General features: G+C 64.7%; 16 protein-coding genes and 1 tRNA gene. 6 read left to right on the plus strand and 11 right to left on the minus strand.

What is annotated here, in order from left to right; genetic code table 11:
- Positions 1-5 precede the first annotated feature (5 nt).
- Positions 6-761, minus strand: coding sequence for an acetoacetate decarboxylase (locus D619_RS0109965; protein ID WP_017668443.1), 756 nt, complete (start codon positions 759-761; stop codon positions 6-8).
- Between the two features lie 21 nt (positions 762-782).
- Positions 783-1,769 (minus strand): patatin-like phospholipase family protein, encoded by a 987-nt coding sequence (locus tag D619_RS0109970; RefSeq protein WP_206536359.1) that lies wholly within the window; start codon positions 1,767-1,769, stop codon positions 783-785.
- A 284-nt stretch (positions 1,770-2,053) separates the two neighbouring features.
- On the opposite strand from D619_RS0109970, the gene D619_RS0109975 reads away from it, so the two are divergent.
- Positions 2,054-2,836: a 3-hydroxybutyrate dehydrogenase gene (locus tag D619_RS0109975; RefSeq protein WP_017668445.1), complete on the plus strand. Its 783-nt coding sequence runs from the start codon at positions 2,054-2,056 to the stop codon at positions 2,834-2,836.
- A 167-nt stretch (positions 2,837-3,003) separates the two neighbouring features.
- Entirely contained in the window at positions 3,004-3,606 is a 603-nt protein-coding gene (locus tag D619_RS0109980; protein WP_017668446.1) for a PEPxxWA-CTERM sorting domain-containing protein, read from the plus strand.
- Here D619_RS0109980 and D619_RS0109985 read toward each other — a convergent pair.
- The 3 genes from D619_RS0109985 to proS all read right to left on the minus strand — a co-directional run bounded on the left by D619_RS0109985 (position 3,603) and on the right by proS (position 7,003).
- On the minus strand, positions 3,603-4,283 hold the full coding sequence (locus D619_RS0109985; protein ID WP_017668447.1) for an ABC transporter ATP-binding protein: 681 nt from the start codon (positions 4,281-4,283) through the stop codon (positions 3,603-3,605). The genes D619_RS0109980 and D619_RS0109985 overlap by 4 nt on opposite strands.
- Complete coding sequence (locus tag D619_RS0109990; RefSeq protein ID WP_026090925.1) at positions 4,276-5,502, minus strand: lipoprotein-releasing ABC transporter permease subunit; 1,227 nt, start codon at positions 5,500-5,502, stop codon at positions 4,276-4,278. The genes D619_RS0109985 and D619_RS0109990 overlap by 8 nt, the downstream gene beginning before the upstream one ends.
- Positions 5,503-5,689: 187 nt before the next feature.
- Complete coding sequence (gene proS, locus D619_RS0109995) at positions 5,690-7,003, minus strand: proline--tRNA ligase (protein ID WP_026090926.1); 1,314 nt, start codon at positions 7,001-7,003, stop codon at positions 5,690-5,692.
- A 528-nt stretch (positions 7,004-7,531) separates the two neighbouring features.
- Between proS and D619_RS0110000 the strand changes: the two genes are divergently transcribed.
- From D619_RS0110000 to D619_RS16325, 3 genes are all read left to right on the plus strand, one after another.
- Entirely contained in the window at positions 7,532-8,314 is a 783-nt protein-coding gene (locus D619_RS0110000; RefSeq protein WP_017668450.1) for an enoyl-CoA hydratase-related protein, read from the plus strand.
- 197 nt (positions 8,315-8,511) lie between these two features.
- A complete protein-coding gene (locus D619_RS0110005; RefSeq protein ID WP_020480456.1) occupies positions 8,512-10,062 on the plus strand; it encodes an OFA family MFS transporter in 1,551 nt (516 codons plus the stop codon).
- Positions 10,063-10,253: 191 nt separating this feature from the next.
- On the plus strand, positions 10,254-10,910 hold the full coding sequence (locus D619_RS16325) for an MOSC domain-containing protein (protein WP_017668452.1): 657 nt from the start codon (positions 10,254-10,256) through the stop codon (positions 10,908-10,910).
- Here the strand turns inward: D619_RS16325 and D619_RS16330 are convergent.
- The 4 genes from D619_RS16330 to trxB all read right to left on the minus strand — a co-directional run bounded on the left by D619_RS16330 (position 10,858) and on the right by trxB (position 14,344).
- Entirely contained in the window at positions 10,858-11,898 is a 1,041-nt protein-coding gene (locus D619_RS16330) for a lysylphosphatidylglycerol synthase domain-containing protein (protein WP_193743291.1), read from the minus strand. The two genes, D619_RS16325 and D619_RS16330, sit on opposite strands and share 53 nt — an antisense overlap.
- A gap of 93 nt (positions 11,899-11,991) precedes the next feature.
- Positions 11,992-12,064, minus strand: a tRNA-Ile gene (locus D619_RS0110020).
- Between the two features lie 420 nt (positions 12,065-12,484).
- Positions 12,485-13,396, minus strand: coding sequence for a LysR family transcriptional regulator (locus tag D619_RS0110025; protein ID WP_017668454.1), 912 nt, complete (start codon positions 13,394-13,396; stop codon positions 12,485-12,487).
- Positions 13,397-13,411: 15 nt separating this feature from the next.
- A complete protein-coding gene (gene trxB, locus D619_RS0110030) occupies positions 13,412-14,344 on the minus strand; it encodes a thioredoxin-disulfide reductase (RefSeq protein ID WP_017668455.1) in 933 nt (310 codons plus the stop codon).
- Between the two features lie 177 nt (positions 14,345-14,521).
- Here trxB and D619_RS0110035 point away from each other — a divergent pair, with 177 nt between their 5' ends.
- Entirely contained in the window at positions 14,522-15,016 is a 495-nt protein-coding gene (locus tag D619_RS0110035; RefSeq protein WP_051033488.1) for an Lrp/AsnC family transcriptional regulator, read from the plus strand.
- Here the strand turns inward: D619_RS0110035 and D619_RS0110040 are convergent.
- Entirely contained in the window at positions 15,013-15,666 is a 654-nt protein-coding gene (locus tag D619_RS0110040; protein ID WP_026090927.1) for a rhomboid family intramembrane serine protease, read from the minus strand. The two genes, D619_RS0110035 and D619_RS0110040, sit on opposite strands and share 4 nt — an antisense overlap.
- Positions 15,653-16,132 carry a transcription elongation factor GreA gene (gene greA / locus D619_RS0110045; RefSeq protein ID WP_017668458.1) on the minus strand — a complete coding sequence of 160 codons (480 nt, stop codon included), beginning with the start codon at positions 16,130-16,132 and terminating at the stop codon, positions 15,653-15,655. Before greA ends, D619_RS0110040 begins: the two co-directional genes overlap by 14 nt.
- Between the last annotated feature and the right edge of the window lie 6 nt (positions 16,133-16,138).

The raw sequence follows: 16,138 nt of genomic DNA on the forward strand, positions 1-16,138 counted from the left end.
CCCCCTCAGCCCGCAGCGTCTTTGATGTAATCGAACAGCACGCGGCCATGCGGCAGCGTGAGGTCGGAAACGAAATGTTTGCCGCCCACGATGCGCAGGATCGGCAGATCGGCCACCGGCGCGTTCACATGCGGGATCAGCTGCAGCCGGGCCGGGCTGACCCAGACGCCCTTCACCGTGATATTCTCCAGATTATAGGCGACGAGCTGGCAGATCTTCGGGCTGCCATCGACATCGGGGATGATCTTCAGATTGCACGATGTCTTGGTCATGCCCTTGGCCTGGGCCTCGCAGCCGCCGGGGGCTTCCTGCCACTTGTAGGCCATGGTGCCCATCGCCACCGTCTGCCCGGCGTAAGACAAGGTGCCGGTCAGCGTGTCGGACGCCACTTCCAGCTTGGGCAGCGCATATTTCTTGGGGAAGCCCCAGATTTCGCGGCCACCATCGATCGGCGGCTGATCGTCCAGATACATCTGGGCGGTATAGTTGATCGGTTCACCGTTGAAGGTGCACGGAATCACGATGCCGCTTTCGGTATAATCGCCAAAGCCCGAACTGTCGGGCATGCGGATCCATTCATACAGAACATGGTTGTCCGCGTTCGGCACCAGCGGTTCCGGCACGGCAGCGCGCAGCAGCACCGGATCGGTTTCATAGGTGATGATCATGAATTCGCGGTTGATGAAGCGATAGGGCCCCAGCGGATAGCTGGGCGCCACTGCCGGCATCGACGGCAGTTTCAGTATTTCTTCCGGTGTCATCGTTTCCCCCGTGCTTGGATGTCAGAGAAAGGCGGACTTGATGTCGGTCGACGAGCGCACGCCGACATCATCGAAATGTTCGTCCAGCCACTTGCTGGCGGTGGCGCGGCCCACATCGCGCAGCGTCTTCATGAAGCCCCAATCCGGGTTCAGCTTGCTGGTGACGCCCAGGCTGGTCATGTACTCTTCGTTCATGATCGAATGGATCAGCATGCGGCGATGCTTGTCGTCCTGCAGCTGGCCATCGTCGATCAGATGGCTGACAAAGGCGATCGCCCGCATTTCCCGCATCAGGCTCGAATTGAAGCTGATCTCGTTGATGCGGTTCATGATGTCCTTGGCCGTTTTCGGAATCTCGTTCCGATTGAGCGGATTGATGTGGACGATCACGACATCGTTGGTCTGGCTGCCATAGATCAGCGGGAAAATCGCCGGATTGCCCATGTAGCCGCCGTCCCAATAGGCCTCGCCATCGATCTCGACAGTGTGGAACATGAAGGGCAGGCAGCCCGAAGCCAGCACCTGATCCGGGCCGATTTCATGGTTTTCGAACATCCTGACCTTGCCGGTGCGCACATTGGTCGCCGACAGGAACAGTTTGACCGGGCAGCCCTCGCGCAGCACGTTGAAATCAACCGAGCTTTCCAGCACCTTGCGCAAGGGGTTGATGTTCATCGGATTGAGTTCGTAGGGCGACATGATGCGGGACAATATGTCCATCATCATGAAGGCCGGGCTGTAATCCAGGCTGTGGTTGTTCAGCGCCTTGTCGATCCACGACGGTTGCAGCGGCCCCTTGGCGCCTTCGTCGCTGATCTTCTTCCAGAATTTCTCCAGCTCCTCGCGGGCGCCGTCGGCGCCGCCGATGGTCAGGCCATAGCCGAGCACCGTGGCATTCATCGCGCCGGCGCTGGTGGCGGAGACGGCATCAAAGGCCACCCGACCATCTTCCAGCAGGCGATCGAGCACGCCCCAGGCAAAGGCGCCGTGCGCACCGCCACCCTGCAACGCCAAATTGACTTTCTTGCTGTTCGCGCCTGCAACATAGGCTGGCGCAGCGCGCCCGTTCCCCGATGCCATAACATGTCCCCCGTCTACCGCACGTCAACGTTGATTTCGCGGTAGAAGGATTGGATAACCCGCGACAGGGAAAGCGGCAAGGTCGATTCGCCGCAGCTGCGAACTCTTCATCAAGCGGACACAAAATCTTGGCAGAGCGCGATATCGGGGAAAAGCGCCGCCAGCCTGATCAGCCAGTTTCTCAACCAAGTGCAATCATCGGGGGATAAAGCATGCTCAAGGGACTTAATGCGATCGTGACCGGCTCTACCAGCGGCATCGGTCTGGGTATTGCCAATGTGCTGGCGTCCAAGGGCGCCAACCTGGTCATCAACGGTTTTGGTGACGCCGCCGCGATCGAAGCCGAACGCGCCAATCTGGAAGCCAAATATGGCGTGAAGGTCGTCTACAGCGGCGCCGACATCTCCAAGCCGGCCGACGTGAAGGCGATGGTGGAACTGTGCGTCAGCAGCTTTGGCTCGGTTGACATCCTCGTCAACAACGCCGGCATCCAATATACCGAAAGCGTCGAGAATTTCCCGGCCGAGCGTTGGGATGCGATCATTGCCATCAACCTGTCGGGCATTTTCCATGGCATCCAGGCGGCGCTGCCGCACATGAAGGCCAAGGGCTTCGGCCGCATCATCAACATCGCCTCCGTGCACGGCCTGATCGGCAGCACCCACAAGGTCGCCTATGTTGCCGCCAAGCATGGTGTGGTCGGCATGAGCAAGGTGGTTGCGCTGGAAAACGCCGGCACCGGCATCACCTGCAACACCATCTGCCCGGGCTGGGTGCACACCCCGCTGGTGCAGAAGCAGATCGAGGACAAGGCCGCCGCCCAGGGTATCAGCGTTGCTCAGGCCACCGAAGACCTGCTGATCGCCAAGCAGCCTTCCAAGCAGTTTGCCACGCCGGAACAGATGGGCGAACTCGCCGCCTTCCTGTCGAGCGAAGCCGCCGCCCAGATGACCGGCATCGCCATCCCCGTCGATGGCGGCTGGACGGCGCAATAAGCCATCTGCTCGCACCAACGACGGGCCCAATCACGGCGGCGCGGCAGCCCCAGGTGGCGGCCGCGCCGTTTCTGTCTGGCGCCCGCCGCGTCCGGCCTTCGTCCCGGGGTGATTATTCAAGTTGCTCACTGCCAATCGTGCAATCTTCATTTTTGGTTAGCCATCTTGTGGTTGACTACGCAGGCACCAATCGGAGAGCCAATCACATCCGCAATCACCTGCTGGCACTGTCACTGCTCGCCTCCAGCCTTGCCGCGCCGGCGATGGCTGCGCAGACGCTGAGCAACCAGTTCGTGATCGTCTCCAGCCTGGGTGACGGTCTCTACAGCTTTGTCCAGTCCGGTTTCGACGGCGGCGCCAACGTGTCGGGCAGCTTCACCGGCAACGATCTCAACGAGGATTTCCAGCTCAACGCCTTCAGCGGCGAAATCAGCAACTTCACAGCCAGTTTCTCCGGCAATGCGCTGGTGGCGGCCTGGACCTCCACCAATGGCGTGCTGGTGTTCGATCTCAACGGCTCTGATCTGCTGGGCGATGGCCAGACCGGCGGGATCGAAGGCATTGCCGTGAACTTCGGCGGCGCGCCCGGTGACCCGAGCTGGGTTGCCGGCCCCGGCCCGTTCGCCCTGTGCGGCACCGGCAATGATTGCGGCCGCGTGCAAGGCCCTGCCCCGTCCGCCATTCCCGAACCAGCCAGCTGGGCCATGCTGATCGCGGGCTTTGGTCTGGCTGGCGCCGTGCAGCGCCGCCGCCGGGCGGCTGCCGCCTAACTGGCCACCAGCCGTCCGCCCGACAGACTGACCACCCGGTCCATCTTTTGGGCCAGGGCGATATTGTGCGTGGCGACCAGCGCAGCAGCGCCCGATGAGCGCACCAGATCGAGGAAGGCGGTCAGCACAAGCTGCGCCGTTCCCTCATCAAGGTTGCCGGTCGGCTCGTCGGCCAGCACCAGCGCCGGGCGGTTGGCCAGCGCGCGGGCGACGGCCACGCGCTGCTGTTCCCCACCCGACAATTGCGCCGGCTTGTGCGTGAGACGCGCGCCGAGGCCAAGCGATGTGAGCAATTCATCGGCGCGCGTGGCGGCACCGGTTTCCGGTACGCCGGCCACCATCTGGGCCAGCATCACATTCTCGCGCGCGGTGAAATCGGGCAGCAGATGGTGGAACTGATAGACAAAGCCGAGCCGCTGCCGGCGCACGCGGGTGCGGCCCGGATCATCAAGGCTGCCAACGGGTTCACCGCAGATCCTGATATCGCCGGTGAAGCCGCCTTCCAGCAGACCGACCGCCTGCAGCAGCGTGGACTTGCCCGATCCTGATGGCCCCAGCAGCGCCACGATCTCGCCAGGGGCAACGCTCAGGTCGACGCCGGCCAGCACATCGATGCGGGCGCCGCCCTGTTCGAAACTGCGGGCCAGGCCCGTGACCTGCAGCACCGGCTCACTCATAGCGCAGCACCGTCACCGGATCGGTAGAGGCCGCCTTCCACGCCGGATACAGCGTAGCGAGGAAGCTCAGGAGCACGGCAAGAATGACGATGCCAAGCACCTCCATCGGATCGGTCTTGGCCGGCAGCAGCGTGAGATAGCGCACCGACGGGTCCCAGATATCGGTGCCGGTCAGCCGCGAGACGCCATCAACAATGGACTGGCGGAAGGTGAGCAGGGTGAAGCCCAGCACCAGCCCCGCCGCCACCCCGGCCGCACCGATCAGCGTGCCCACCGTCATGAAGATGCGCATCATCGCCGCCCGGCTGGCGCCCATGGTGCGCAGGATGGCGATGTCGCGCGTCTTGGCGCGCACCAGCATGATCAGCGAGGAGAGGATATTGAACACCGCCACGACGATGATGATGGACAACACCCAGAACATCACCGTCTGCTCCACCACCAGCGCCGAAAACAGCGCCGAATTGCTGGCCTGCCAGTCGTTGATCACGGCAATTCCAGCGAGTTTCTGGCGCAGCGGTTCCAATATGGCCTTGGCTCTGTCGGGATTGTCGGTGACGACCTCGATCATGCCCACGGCCTCATCGAGGCGCAGCAGCGTCTGCGCATCCTCCAGCGGCATCACCACGAAGGCCTTGTCGTAATCGTAAACGCCCACTTCAAACACCGCGACCACCGTATAGGCGACGATGCGCGGCACGGTGCCGAACGGCGTGGACTGGCCGGCGGGATTGATCAGCGAAATCTGTTCGCCCACCCGCACGCCCAGCTGTTCGGCAAGGCGGGCACCGATGGCCACCGTGTTGGCACCCGGCGCCAGCCCCTCCAGGGAGCCACCGCGGATATTGCCGGCAATTTCAGGATTGGCGCGAATGTCCGCCAGCCGCATGCCGCGCACGATCACCCCTTCGACGCGGCCACCGAAGCTGCCCATCAACGGCTGTTCGATCAACGGCAGCGCCTGCGTCACGCCGGGCAGCGCCCGCGTGTCGGCCATCACCTGCGGCCAGTTTTCCAGCCGCCCGCCATAGCCCTGCACCACGGCATGGCCATTCAGGCCCAGGATGCGGTCAAACAGTTCGGCGCGAAAGCCGTTCATCACGCTCATCACCGCGATCAGCGCGGCAACGCCCAGTGCCACGGCCACCAGGCTGATGCCGGCGACCAGGAAGATGAAGCCTTCCCCCTGCCCCGGCATCAGGTAACGCCGGGCAACCATGCGCTCATAGGCGGTGATCATGGGTGATCGGCCCCTCTCCCGCTCGCTTCGCGAGTCGACCTCTCCCCGGCGGGGAGAGGTGAAGAACGGCCCACCTCTCCCCGCCGGGGAGAGGTCGAGAGACGCCGAAGGCGGCAGAGGCCTGCCCCGCACTTGATGCGGGGGAGAGGGGCGGCACGCGCCAAGATCAGCCCACCCTCCCCACAACCGCCTCGATCGGCACTTCCACGCGCTCGCCGGTGGCGCGGCGCTTCAGTTCGACGATGCCGGCCGCCAGACCCTTGGGGCCAACGATCACCTGCCACGGCAAGCCAATGAGATCGGCGGTGGCGAACTTGGCACCGCCGCGCTCGTCGCGATCATCATAGAGCACATCAACGCCGGCCGCAGTGAAATCGGCATAGAGCTTGTCGCAGGCGGCCTGGCAGGCCGCATCATCGGCGCGCAGATTGATGAGCGCGACCTTGAACGGCGCGACGGCGTCCGGCCAGACGATGCCGGCCTCATCATGGCAAGCCTCGATGATGGCACCAACCAGCCGCGACACGCCGATGCCATAGCTGCCCATCAATGGGGTGACAGGCGCGCCATCCGGACCCTGCACGGTCACGCCCATCGGGGTGGTGTATTTGTCGCCGAAATAGAAGACCTGGCCGACCTCGATGCCCTTCGACTGTTTCAGCGCCGTTCCACAGGCGGCTTCGGCGGCGAGATCACGCTTTTCATCGGTGGCGGCATAATCGGCGTTCAGCCCGTCGATGAAGGCGGCCAGTGCGGCGCGATCATCGGCGTTGATGGTGCTGGTGTCGCGCGGTTTCAGCCAATTCTCGTGGTAGAACACGTCGCTTTCGCCCGTGGGGGCCAGCACGATGAATTCGTGGGAAAGATCACCGCCGATCGGCCCGGTATCAGCCTGCATCGGGATCGCGTTCAGCCCCATGCGCTGGAAAGTGCGCATATAGGCGATGAACATGCGGTTGTAGCTGTGCACCGCGCCATCGAAATCCAGATCGAAGCTGTAGGCATCCTTCATCAGGAATTCCCGCCCGCGCAGCACGCCGAAGCGCGGGCGCACCTCGTCACGGAACTTCCACTGGATCTGGTAGATGTTGCGCGGCAGGTCGCGATAGCTCTTGGCGCCATTCTGGAAGATGGCGGTGAACAGCTCCTCGGCGGTCGGGCTGAACAGCATCTCGCGGTCGTGCCGATCGGTGATGCGCAGCATTTCCGGGCCATAGGCATCATAGCGGCCCGACTGCTTCCACAGGTCCGACGACTGGATGGTGGGCATCAGTACTTCGATGGCGCCAGCCCGGTCCTGCTCCTCGCGCACGATACGCTCGATATTGGCGAGCACGCGCTTGCCCAGCGGCAGCCAGGCATAGATGCCCGACGACGTTTGCCGCACCATCGCGGCACGCAGCATCAGCTGGTGGGAAATCACCTGGGCTTCGCCGGGCGTTTCCTTGAGGACAGGCATGAAATAGCGGGACAGTCGCACGATGGTCTCTTCTTCGCGGTTCGATTGTGAACGCGGCCTTAGCATGGCTGGCGGTCAGGGCAAGCGGCACGCCTTTCACTTAACCCTAACCAATTGTTGCAACCATGCCACAGTCGGCAAAATCGTTGCGGGCCAATGCATTCTGCGCCCTGACAGCGACAAAGAATCGGCATATCACATGCCAACGGGTGTGCACCGCGAGGGACGCATTCCCAGAGAATAGACACCAGGTCTGGCCACGCAAGGGGTAGCCCTGATTGTCTTTCACCGCTGCGCGCCGGTCCTGATCGGGTCAACCAGGATGGGCTTAGGCTGCGCGCGCCGGCCGGGGTAGATGGGGGCATTGACCCTGGCCGGCGCCGAGTGGTGCCAAAATCGGCTTACGACGGCATGTCTCGTCACGAAAGGGCCCGGCCAGGCAAATGGCCGGGCCCTTTTCCTTTGTGCCATCCAGCGCCCCCACCCTTTCATCAGTCCGCCGCCGTCCGCCCGCCATGGCACAAGCATGGCATCAAGGGAGGATCTGCAATGGCATATGAACATGTGACGGTAGAACGAGACGGCCGCATCCTCATGGTGACCATCAACCGGCCCGATCGCATGAACGCCCTGCACCCGCCCGCCAATGCCGAGCTGGATGCAGTGTTCAACGATTTCGCTGCCGATCCCGATCTGTGGGTGGCGATCATCACCGGCGCCGGCGAACGCGCCTTTTCCGCCGGCAACGATCTCAGGTGGCAGGCCGAAGGCAACGCCATCACCGTGCCGCCGTCAGGCTTTGGCGGGCTCACCAGCCGCTGGGATCTCGACAAGCCGGTGATCGCCGCTGTGAACGGGGTGGCCATGGGCGGCGGCTTTGAAGTGGCGCTGGCGGCCGACATCATCCTGGCATCGGAAAATGCCACCTTCGCCCTGCCCGAACCCAAGGTTGGCCTGGCCGCGCTGGCCGGCGGCCTGCACCGCCTGCCGCGCGCCATCGGCGTTTCCCGGGCCATGGCGATGATCCTCACCGCCCGCACCGTATCGGCCGCCGAAGGCAAGGAACTGGGTTTCGTCACCGAAGTCGTGCCGGCGGCCGACCTGCTCACACGCGCCAAGGCGCTGGCGGCGGCCATGTGCGAATTGTCGCCGCTGTCCCTGCGCGCGTCGAAGCAGGCTGTGCTGAAGGGGCTGGAAGAACCGTCCCTGCGCGCCGCCTACGAAGGCCAGGGCAAATATTCCGCCGTCGGCGCCCTGTTCCGCAGCGAAGACCTGCGCGAAGGCCCGCTGGCCTTTGCCCAGAAGCGCAAGCCGGAGTGGAAGGGGCGCTGACCACTCACCTCTCTCCGCCGGGGAGAGGTCGAGAGACGCCGAAGGCGGCCCGGGAGAGGGGCGGTTGATACGACAGGCAGGCCCCTCTCCCGCCGCGCGTGCCGCGCGAGTCGACCTCTCCTCGGCGGGGAGAGGTGAAGTCGGCCTGCGGCAACCCACCGGTTGACCGCGCCGCCGCCACCGGGCAACGCCCCGCCATGAAGGCTTTCCTGTCACGCGATCGCATCACCGCACCGCCCGGTTTTGACCGCTGGCTGGTGCCGCCTTGCGCGCTGGCCATCCACCTGTGCATCGGCATGGCCTATGGTTTTTCGGTGTTCTGGTTGCCGCTCAGCCATGCGCTGGGCGCGCCGGCCTGCACTGGGCTTGGCGAGGCCTTGATCAGCACCGGCTGCAACTGGCGGGTGAGCGATCTCGTCTGGGTCTACACGCTGTTCTTCGTCGTCCTTGGCCTGTCGGCGGCGCTGTTTGGCAGTTGGGTAGAGCGCGTTGGTCCGCGCCGGGCCGGGCTGCTGTCGGCCGCCTGCTGGTGCGGCGGGATGGCGGTGGGCGCACTGGGCGTGTTCCTGCACCAGCTATGGCTGTTCTGGCTGGGTGCCGGCGTGCTGGGCGGCATCGGCCTCGGCATCGGCTATATCACGCCGGTTTCCACCCTGATCAAATGGTTTCCCGATCGGCGCGGTCTGGCCACCGGCATGGCGATCATGGGCTTTGGCGGCGGCGCCATGGTCGGCAGCCCGGCGGCAGACCGGCTGATGGCGGCCTTCGCCGGCCCGGGCGAAGCCGGCGTCTGGCAGGCGATGCTGATGCTGGCCGGCGTCTATGCGCTGTTCATGACGGCCGGCGCCCTGGGTTTCCGCCTGCCAGCGCCGGGCTGGGCGCCGCCCGGCAAGGCCGAAGTGATCGCCGGCGGCCGCTTTGTGCCGATCGGCGTGGCAAGTCGTACGCCGCAATTCTGGCTGGTCTGGTGCGTGTTGCTCTGCAACGTCTCGGCCAGTATCGGGATCATCGGCATTGCCTCACCAATGGCACAGGAAATCTTTGGCGGCGGCCTGTTCGGAGAACCGTCACGCTTTGCCGATTTCACCGAAACCCAGAAGGCCGCTGCCGCAGCTGCGGGTGCCGGTTTCGTTGGCCTGATCAGCCTGTTCAACATCGCCGGCCGCTTCTTCTGGGCCAGCCTGTCGGATCGGATCGGCCGCAGGGCGATGTATGCCGCCATCCTGGCGCTGGGCGCGGCTTGCTATGGCTTAGCCCTACCCGGCACACCGACCCTCCCGCTGTTCGTGGCGGTGTTCGCGCTCATCGCCTCCATGTATGGCGGCGGCTTTGCTGCGGTGCCGGCCTGGCTGGCCGATCTGTTCGGCACCAGGCAGGTGGGCGCCATCCACGGCCGCCTGCTCACCGCCTGGTCCACCGCCGGCATTCTCGGCCCGCTGCTGGTCGCCTATGTGCGCGATGCGCGCCTGGCCGCAGGCGTGGCACGCGAAGCGGTCTATGGCCCGATCTTCCTGATGCTGGCCGGCCTGCTGGCGCTCGGCCTGGTGGCGGCGCTGCTGGTCAAGCCGGTGCGCGCCGATCTTTGGCAACAGGACGCGGAATCGCCGCCGGCGCTCGCATCAACGACTGCAGCCGCCGTACCGGCGGCGTGGGGCCTGCGCTTGCTGGCCTGGGCCACCGTGCTGGCGCCCTTGGCGTGGGGCGCCAGCTTCACGGTGCAAAAGGCGGCCGTGCTGCTCGCGCAATGAAAAGGGGCCGCCGGTTGCCCGACGACCCCAAAACATTGTCATCCGTCCACGAAGGGCGGTGTCTGGTGTTCAGCGCGCCCCGACCTTGACCGGGGCCACCAGCGCCTTCGCGCCGTGAATGAAGCAATGAGACACTGGATCACCTCCTTTCAGCTTGTTGAACAAGGCCGTCAGTGTCAGAGGAATTCGCCATGATCGCAAGTGGCATAATCACGCAGCTGCGTATCGGCCGGCCGCAGCCATTGCCGGGCCATCCCATGCTCTCTGCCTATCGCCGCCAGCCCGTGAGCGGCCCGGTGGCGGTGCACGCGCTGGGGCTGGAGGGTGATCAGGTTGGCAACACCCGCGTGCATGGCGGGCCGGAAAAAGCGATCTATGCCTATCCCGTGTCAGGTTATGCGGCGTGGATGGCCGAATTCCCGGCGCTTGCGGATCGCTTTCACTTGGGCGCGATGGGCGAAAATCTGGCGGTCGATGGCGTTGATGAAACCAGCCTGTGCCTGGGCGACGTCATCCGCTGCGGCACGGCCACGCTGCAGATTGCCCAGATCAGGGAGCCCTGCTCCACCTTTGCCGCCGCCATGGGCACCACGCGGGTAGTGAAGGCCATGACCCGTTCAGGTCGCTGCGGCTGGTATTTCCGGGTGCTCGAGGGCGGTGCCATTGCACCGGGCGATGGCCATGACGTGATCGAGCGGCCCAATCCGGCCTGGCCGATCAGCCGTTTCACGCCGATCGCTGCCGGCAAGGCTGGCCGCGTGGAAGAACTGACCGAGCTTGCCGGTCTGCCCGGCCTCAGTGCCTATTGGCGGGCGAAGCTTGCGCGCCGCCTGGCGGATCAGCAATAGCGCGCGCTGCGCGGAAAGCGCGGGCCTCCATCACGGCCAGCAGCGCGGCGCCAAGCAGGAACGGCACAAAGGTATAGAGGATGCGGAACAGCGCGACGGCGGCCAGCACGCCGGCCTTGTCGGCATCGGGCATCAGGCCAACGATCACCAGTTCAAACACGCCCAGCCCGCCCGGCGCATGGGCCAGCGCGCCTGTCACCATGGCGACGGCGTAGATGACCAGGAAGGTGAGCAGATCGGGAATGCCGGCCACCGGCAGCAGCAGGATGTAGAGCGCCCCACCGGCCAGCGCGAGATCGAGCGTGCCGATGGCAATCTGCTGCAGCGTCTGCTTGCCGTCCGGGATGGTGAAGCGATAGCGCAGCAACTTGAAGCTGCGCCGCCACACGGTCGCCAGCAGCGTGTAGGCAACGACACCAGCCAGCATCAGCGCGCCGGTCCATTCCTCGAGACCTTGCGGGACCCATTCGCGGATCGGTTCGGCGAGGCCCGGCGAAACGATCAGGCCGATACCGGCGACAAAGATGATGCCCAGCCAGAAGGTCCAGCCACACAGCAGGATGATCATGGCGATATCGGCGGGCTTCACGCCGGCACGGGTGTAGATGCGATATCGCACGGTGCCACCGGTGAGGATGGTCACGCCCAGCGTATGGCTCATGGTGAAGCTGGAGAAGCTGGCGGCGGCCAGCGTGGGCCAGCGGATATGGGTATAGCCGAGGTGGCGGGTGGCAAACCAGTCATAGCCAACCAGCACCACATAGGAGAGGAAGGTGGACAGCGCGGCAAAGGCGATCAGATGGCCCGGCGTGGCCTGAATTTCGGCCATCACGTCGGCCAGTGTCACCTGGCCGGAAATCTTCTTCAGGCCCCAGGCTGCCAGGCCCAGCACGACCAGGCCCAGCACGGCGCCAGCCCAGCTTTTCCAATTGGCGCGGGGGCGTGCATCCTCGGCGGGGCTGCTGGTTTCCACTTGCTGTGACGACACGTGCAGACGCCGCTTCCTTCAAACTGCCGGCAAGGCCGGCCGAACTGCCGGTAGGCCCGGCCAAACCGCCGGTAGGCCCGGCCAAACCGCCGGTAGGCCCGGAGGGACTCGAACCCCCAACCAAGCCGTTATGAGCGGCCTGCTCTAACCATTGAGCTACAGGCCCGAACCGGGCTCCCAGCGGTTAGCCGATGCCGATGCACTTGGGAAGGCCGGGCGTGCGGTGCAAGGTGGCGCAGGCGCGCAGACAGAAAAAGGGCCGGACGCAGCTTGTGCATCCGGCCCTTCAATCTTGCCCGGGCGCCGGGAGGGGAGGAGGGCGCATCCGGGCTGATCGGCCGCCTCAAGGGGGGAGGAGTGGCGGACCGATCAGGCCGGGCGGGCTGCGGGGGGGGAGAGCAGCGGGCCCGGCGTTACCGCTATCGCGGCGACACGTTCTATCTACGGATTCGCGCGGCCTTATTGCAGTGCACAATATTGGGTTGCAGCCATGCACTGAGCGCATGGCTTGCGCCAGCCATTGCCAACAACCCATTGTTATCATTTCATGACAGCGACTGCGCAGACCAGGCTGCGACAGCCTGCCTCACATGTCCAGTGCGGCATTGGTCATGCGTTCGACCAGAAAATCACGCAGCACCCCAATGCGAATGGAGCGCCGAAGCTCGGATGGATAGGTGAAGAAGGTGCGGAACACCGGGCCTTCCACCTGCGGCAGCACCACCTGCACCTTGCCGGAAAAGCGGATCAGATAGGAAGGCAGCGCCGCGATGCCGGCGCCGGCTTCCACCGCCTGCAACACACCGTGGCTGTTGTTGATGGTGAGTGCCGCCGCCCGCGGGCTGCCTTCATGGCCCAGCTCCAGGATCCAGTTGATGCCCTTCAGAAACTCCGGCGCCGCATCGCCATAGGCTATCAGCCGGTGATGATCGAGATCGGCGATACTCCTGGGTTCACCATGGCGAGCCAGATAGTCCGGGCTGGCCACGAGGTGATGGCGGATTCCGGCCAGTGGGCGCTGCATCAGTTCATTCTGGAACGGCCGGTGAAAGCGGATCGCCACGTCTGCCTCGCGTTTGGCCAGATCGAGATCGGCATCGGTCAGCATCAGGTGCACGCTGATATCGGGATAAAGATCGAGGAAATCGCCCAACTGCCTTGCCAGCCAGGTGGAACCGAAGGAAACCGTTGTGGTCAGGCGGATGGCGCCAGTGGGCCGATCCCGGCTGACATCGATGGCCTGCGCTGCCTTGTCGATGCGTTCGTGCATGTCGGCGGTGGCGGCGCGCAGCTGCTCGCCCTCGTGCGTCATGGCAAGGCCGCGGGCGTGGCGATGGAACAATTTGGCGCCCAGGCTTTCTTCCAGCGCCGCGATCTGGCGGGAAAGCGCCGGCTGGCTCATGTGCAGGCGGCGCGCGGCTTCGGTGAAGCTGCCGGCTTCGGCCACGGTGTCGAACAGGCGCAGCTTTTCCCAATCGAGATTGATGCCGGATTGCATGCGCCCCTCCTCCCCTTATCCGTGTGCCAGGAAACGCTCCGCTTCCAGCGCCGCCATGCAGCCCATGCCGGCCGCGGTGACAGCCTGGCGGTAGAGCTTGTCCTTCACGTCGCCAGCGGCAAACACGCCGGGCACGCTGGTGGCCGTACTGTCGGGCGCGGTGAGGACATAACCCTCCTCGTCCATGTTCAGCTGGCCGGCGAACAGGCCGGTCGCGGGCACGTGGCCGATGGCGATGAACAGGCCATCCACCTTCAGCTGACGGGTGCTGCCGTCGCGCGTGTCGGCCAGCGTGATGCCTTCCACCTTCAGCGGCATGTCCTGGCCCTGCACGTCAGTCACTTCGGCATGCCAGTGCATTTCCACCTTGGGATTGTCCAGCAGACGGGCCTGGTTGGTCTTGTCTGCCCGCAACTCGCCGCGACGGTGGATCAGGTGCACCTTGCTGGCGAATTTGGTGAGGAACATCGCCTCCTCCACCGCCGTGTTGCCGCCGCCCACCACGGCGACTTCCTTGCCGCGGAAGAAGAAGCCATCGCAGGTGGCACAGGCTGAAACGCCGAAACCGCGGAACTTCGTCTCGCTCGGCAGGCCGAGCCAGCGCGCCTGGGCGCCAGTGGCGATCACGATGGTATCGGCGGTCCAGCCCTGGCCGCTGTCGGTCTCCAGCACGAACGGACGGCGAGCGAGATCGACCTTCGTCACGATATCGGTGATGATTTCGGTGCCGACATGGCGCGCCTGGGCTTCCATCTTCACCATCAGATCGGGGCCCATCACCATGGTTTCGCCCGGCCAGTTCTCCACTTCGGTGGTGATGGTCAACTGGCCGCCGGGTTGCAGGCCCTGGATCAGCACCGGGTCCAGCATGGCGCGGGCGGCATAGACGGCAGCGGTATAGCCGGCCGGACCGGAGCCGATGATCAGAACCTTGGCGTGACGGGACATGAAAGCGAATCTCCAAAAAGGGACGCCGGTTGGCGCACGTGCGGACTGACTTAAGGAAATTTGTCATCATTTCCAGCCCGCAGGCGGCGCGGCAGCAAGGCTTGCGCGAACAAGGCCTGCGCCAATCTGCATCTTGCGCGACATTGAAACAATGTTATCAAGAACGGGGATTTTGGGATGGGGAGTTACTCTGTGGTGCATCGTTCGCGGCTGCCGATCGACGATATCGATCGCGTGATCCTGCGTCATCTGCAGGCCGAAGGCCGCATCACCAACGTTGATCTGGCCACCCGCGCCGGGCTGACCGCCCCGCCCTGCTTGCGCCGCGTGCGGGCGCTGGAGGAAAATGGCGTCATCAGGGGCTATCACGCCGATCTGGATTCCGTGGCGCTGGGCTATGGCATCACCGTCTTTGCCATGGTCAGCCTGCGCAGCCAGGCCGAAGCCGATCTGCGCGCCTTTGAAGACCATGTCGCCGCCCTGCCCCAGGTCCGCGAATGCCATATGCTCAATGGCGAGATCGATTTCATCCTGAAGGTCGTTGCCCACGATCTGCAGGAATTCCAGAAATTCCTGACCAGCGAACTGACTCCGGCGCCGAATGTGGAGAGCGTGAAGACCAGTTTCGTGATCCGTACCGCGCTGTCACGGCCGGGCGTGCCGGTGGACTAGCCGCCCTGTGCGCTGCGCATCAACGGCCGCGCCAGCGCCAGTCCGGCAACGAAGCCACCAATGTGCGCCATGATCGCGATCCGCAGATCTGGCCCGCCCATCGCCGCGCCGGCCAGTACCTGCAGCACAACCCAGGCCACCGCCAGGCCCAGCGCCTGCATCAGCGGCCCGCGTTTCGATTGGCCAAACAACATGGCCTGCGCCGCGACCAGGCCGGAAATCGCACCAGAAGCGCCAACGGCAGGGACGGTGCTCATCGGCGACCAGACCCATTCGGCCAGACCGCCGGCGAGGCCCGAGACCAGGTAGAGGATGAGGAAGCGCCGGCTGCCCAGAGTGGGTTCAAGGATTCGGCCGATGGCGATCAGCATCACCATGTTCATCAGCAGGTGCGTCGCCCCGCCATGCAGGAACATGTGGCCGAACAGGGTGGAAACCGCGCCCAGCACCGGCAATTGCCCGTCCACCGCCAGCGTGAGCCGCGCCGGTACCAGGCCGGCCCAGAACAGCAGTATCTGCCGCGCCTGGCTGCCGGCCAAGCCCATCAGGATGGCCACGATCGCGTTCAGCAGGACCAGCACGCGCATCACCGTGGCCGGATGATGCTCCTCCGGCTCGGCGCTGGCTGGTACGGGTTCAGATGAACTCAACGCGGTCGATCTGGTAATATTTGTCGCCCGACGGGGTGTGGACTTCCACTTCATCGCCCACCCGGCGGCCGATCAGCGCCTTGCCCAGCGGCGAGGAGAAGCTGATGCGGCTGGCCTTCACATCGGCTTCATGCTGGCCGACGATCTGATAGGTGACCGGCTTGTCGTCTTCATCGAGCAGGTGGACTGTGGCGCCGAAAACCGCCTTGTCGCCCGACAGCGTCTTGGGATCGATCACGATGGCGCGGGCCAGCATGTCTTCCAGCTCGATCACCTGGGCTTCGATCTGGCCCTGGCGTTCCTTGGCGGCGTGATATTCGGCGTTTTCCGACAGATCGCCATGGGCGCGCGCTTCCTCGATGGCTTCCACCACCGCCGGCCGCTCCACTTCCTTCAGGTTGCGCAACTGGACAATCAGGGCTGAATGCCCCGATGGCAGCATCGGCACCTTTTCCATCGTCGCCATGGTCGT

The sequence above is a fragment of the Sandarakinorhabdus sp. AAP62 genome, from assembly GCF_000331225.1.
Lineage (GTDB): Bacteria > Pseudomonadota > Alphaproteobacteria > Sphingomonadales > Sphingomonadaceae > Sandarakinorhabdus.

Excerpts from the sequence above, each read along its gene's own strand:
- D619_RS0109965 (WP_017668443.1), bottom strand. The coding sequence starts at position 761 with ATGACACCGGAAGAAATACTGAAACTGCCGTCGATGCCGGCAGTGGCG.
- D619_RS0109975 (WP_017668445.1), top strand. The coding sequence starts at position 2,054 with ATGCTCAAGGGACTTAATGCGATCGTGACCGGCTCTACCAGCGGCATC.
- D619_RS0109985 (WP_017668447.1), bottom strand. The coding sequence starts at position 4,283 with ATGAGTGAGCCGGTGCTGCAGGTCACGGGCCTGGCCCGCAGTTTCGAA.
- D619_RS0109990 (WP_026090925.1), bottom strand. The coding sequence starts at position 5,502 with ATGGTTGCCCGGCGTTACCTGATGCCGGGGCAGGGGGAAGGCTTCATC.
- D619_RS0110000 (WP_017668450.1), top strand. The coding sequence starts at position 7,532 with ATGGCATATGAACATGTGACGGTAGAACGAGACGGCCGCATCCTCATG.
- D619_RS0110005 (WP_020480456.1), top strand. The coding sequence starts at position 8,512 with ATGAAGGCTTTCCTGTCACGCGATCGCATCACCGCACCGCCCGGTTTT.
- D619_RS16325 (WP_017668452.1), top strand. The coding sequence starts at position 10,254 with ATGATCGCAAGTGGCATAATCACGCAGCTGCGTATCGGCCGGCCGCAG.
- D619_RS0110025 (WP_017668454.1), bottom strand. The coding sequence starts at position 13,396 with ATGCAATCCGGCATCAATCTCGATTGGGAAAAGCTGCGCCTGTTCGAC.
- trxB (WP_017668455.1), bottom strand. The coding sequence starts at position 14,344 with ATGTCCCGTCACGCCAAGGTTCTGATCATCGGCTCCGGTCCGGCCGGC.
- D619_RS0110035 (WP_051033488.1), top strand. The coding sequence starts at position 14,522 with ATGGGGAGTTACTCTGTGGTGCATCGTTCGCGGCTGCCGATCGACGAT.
- greA (WP_017668458.1), bottom strand. The coding sequence starts at position 16,132 with ATGGCGACGATGGAAAAGGTGCCGATGCTGCCATCGGGGCATTCAGCC.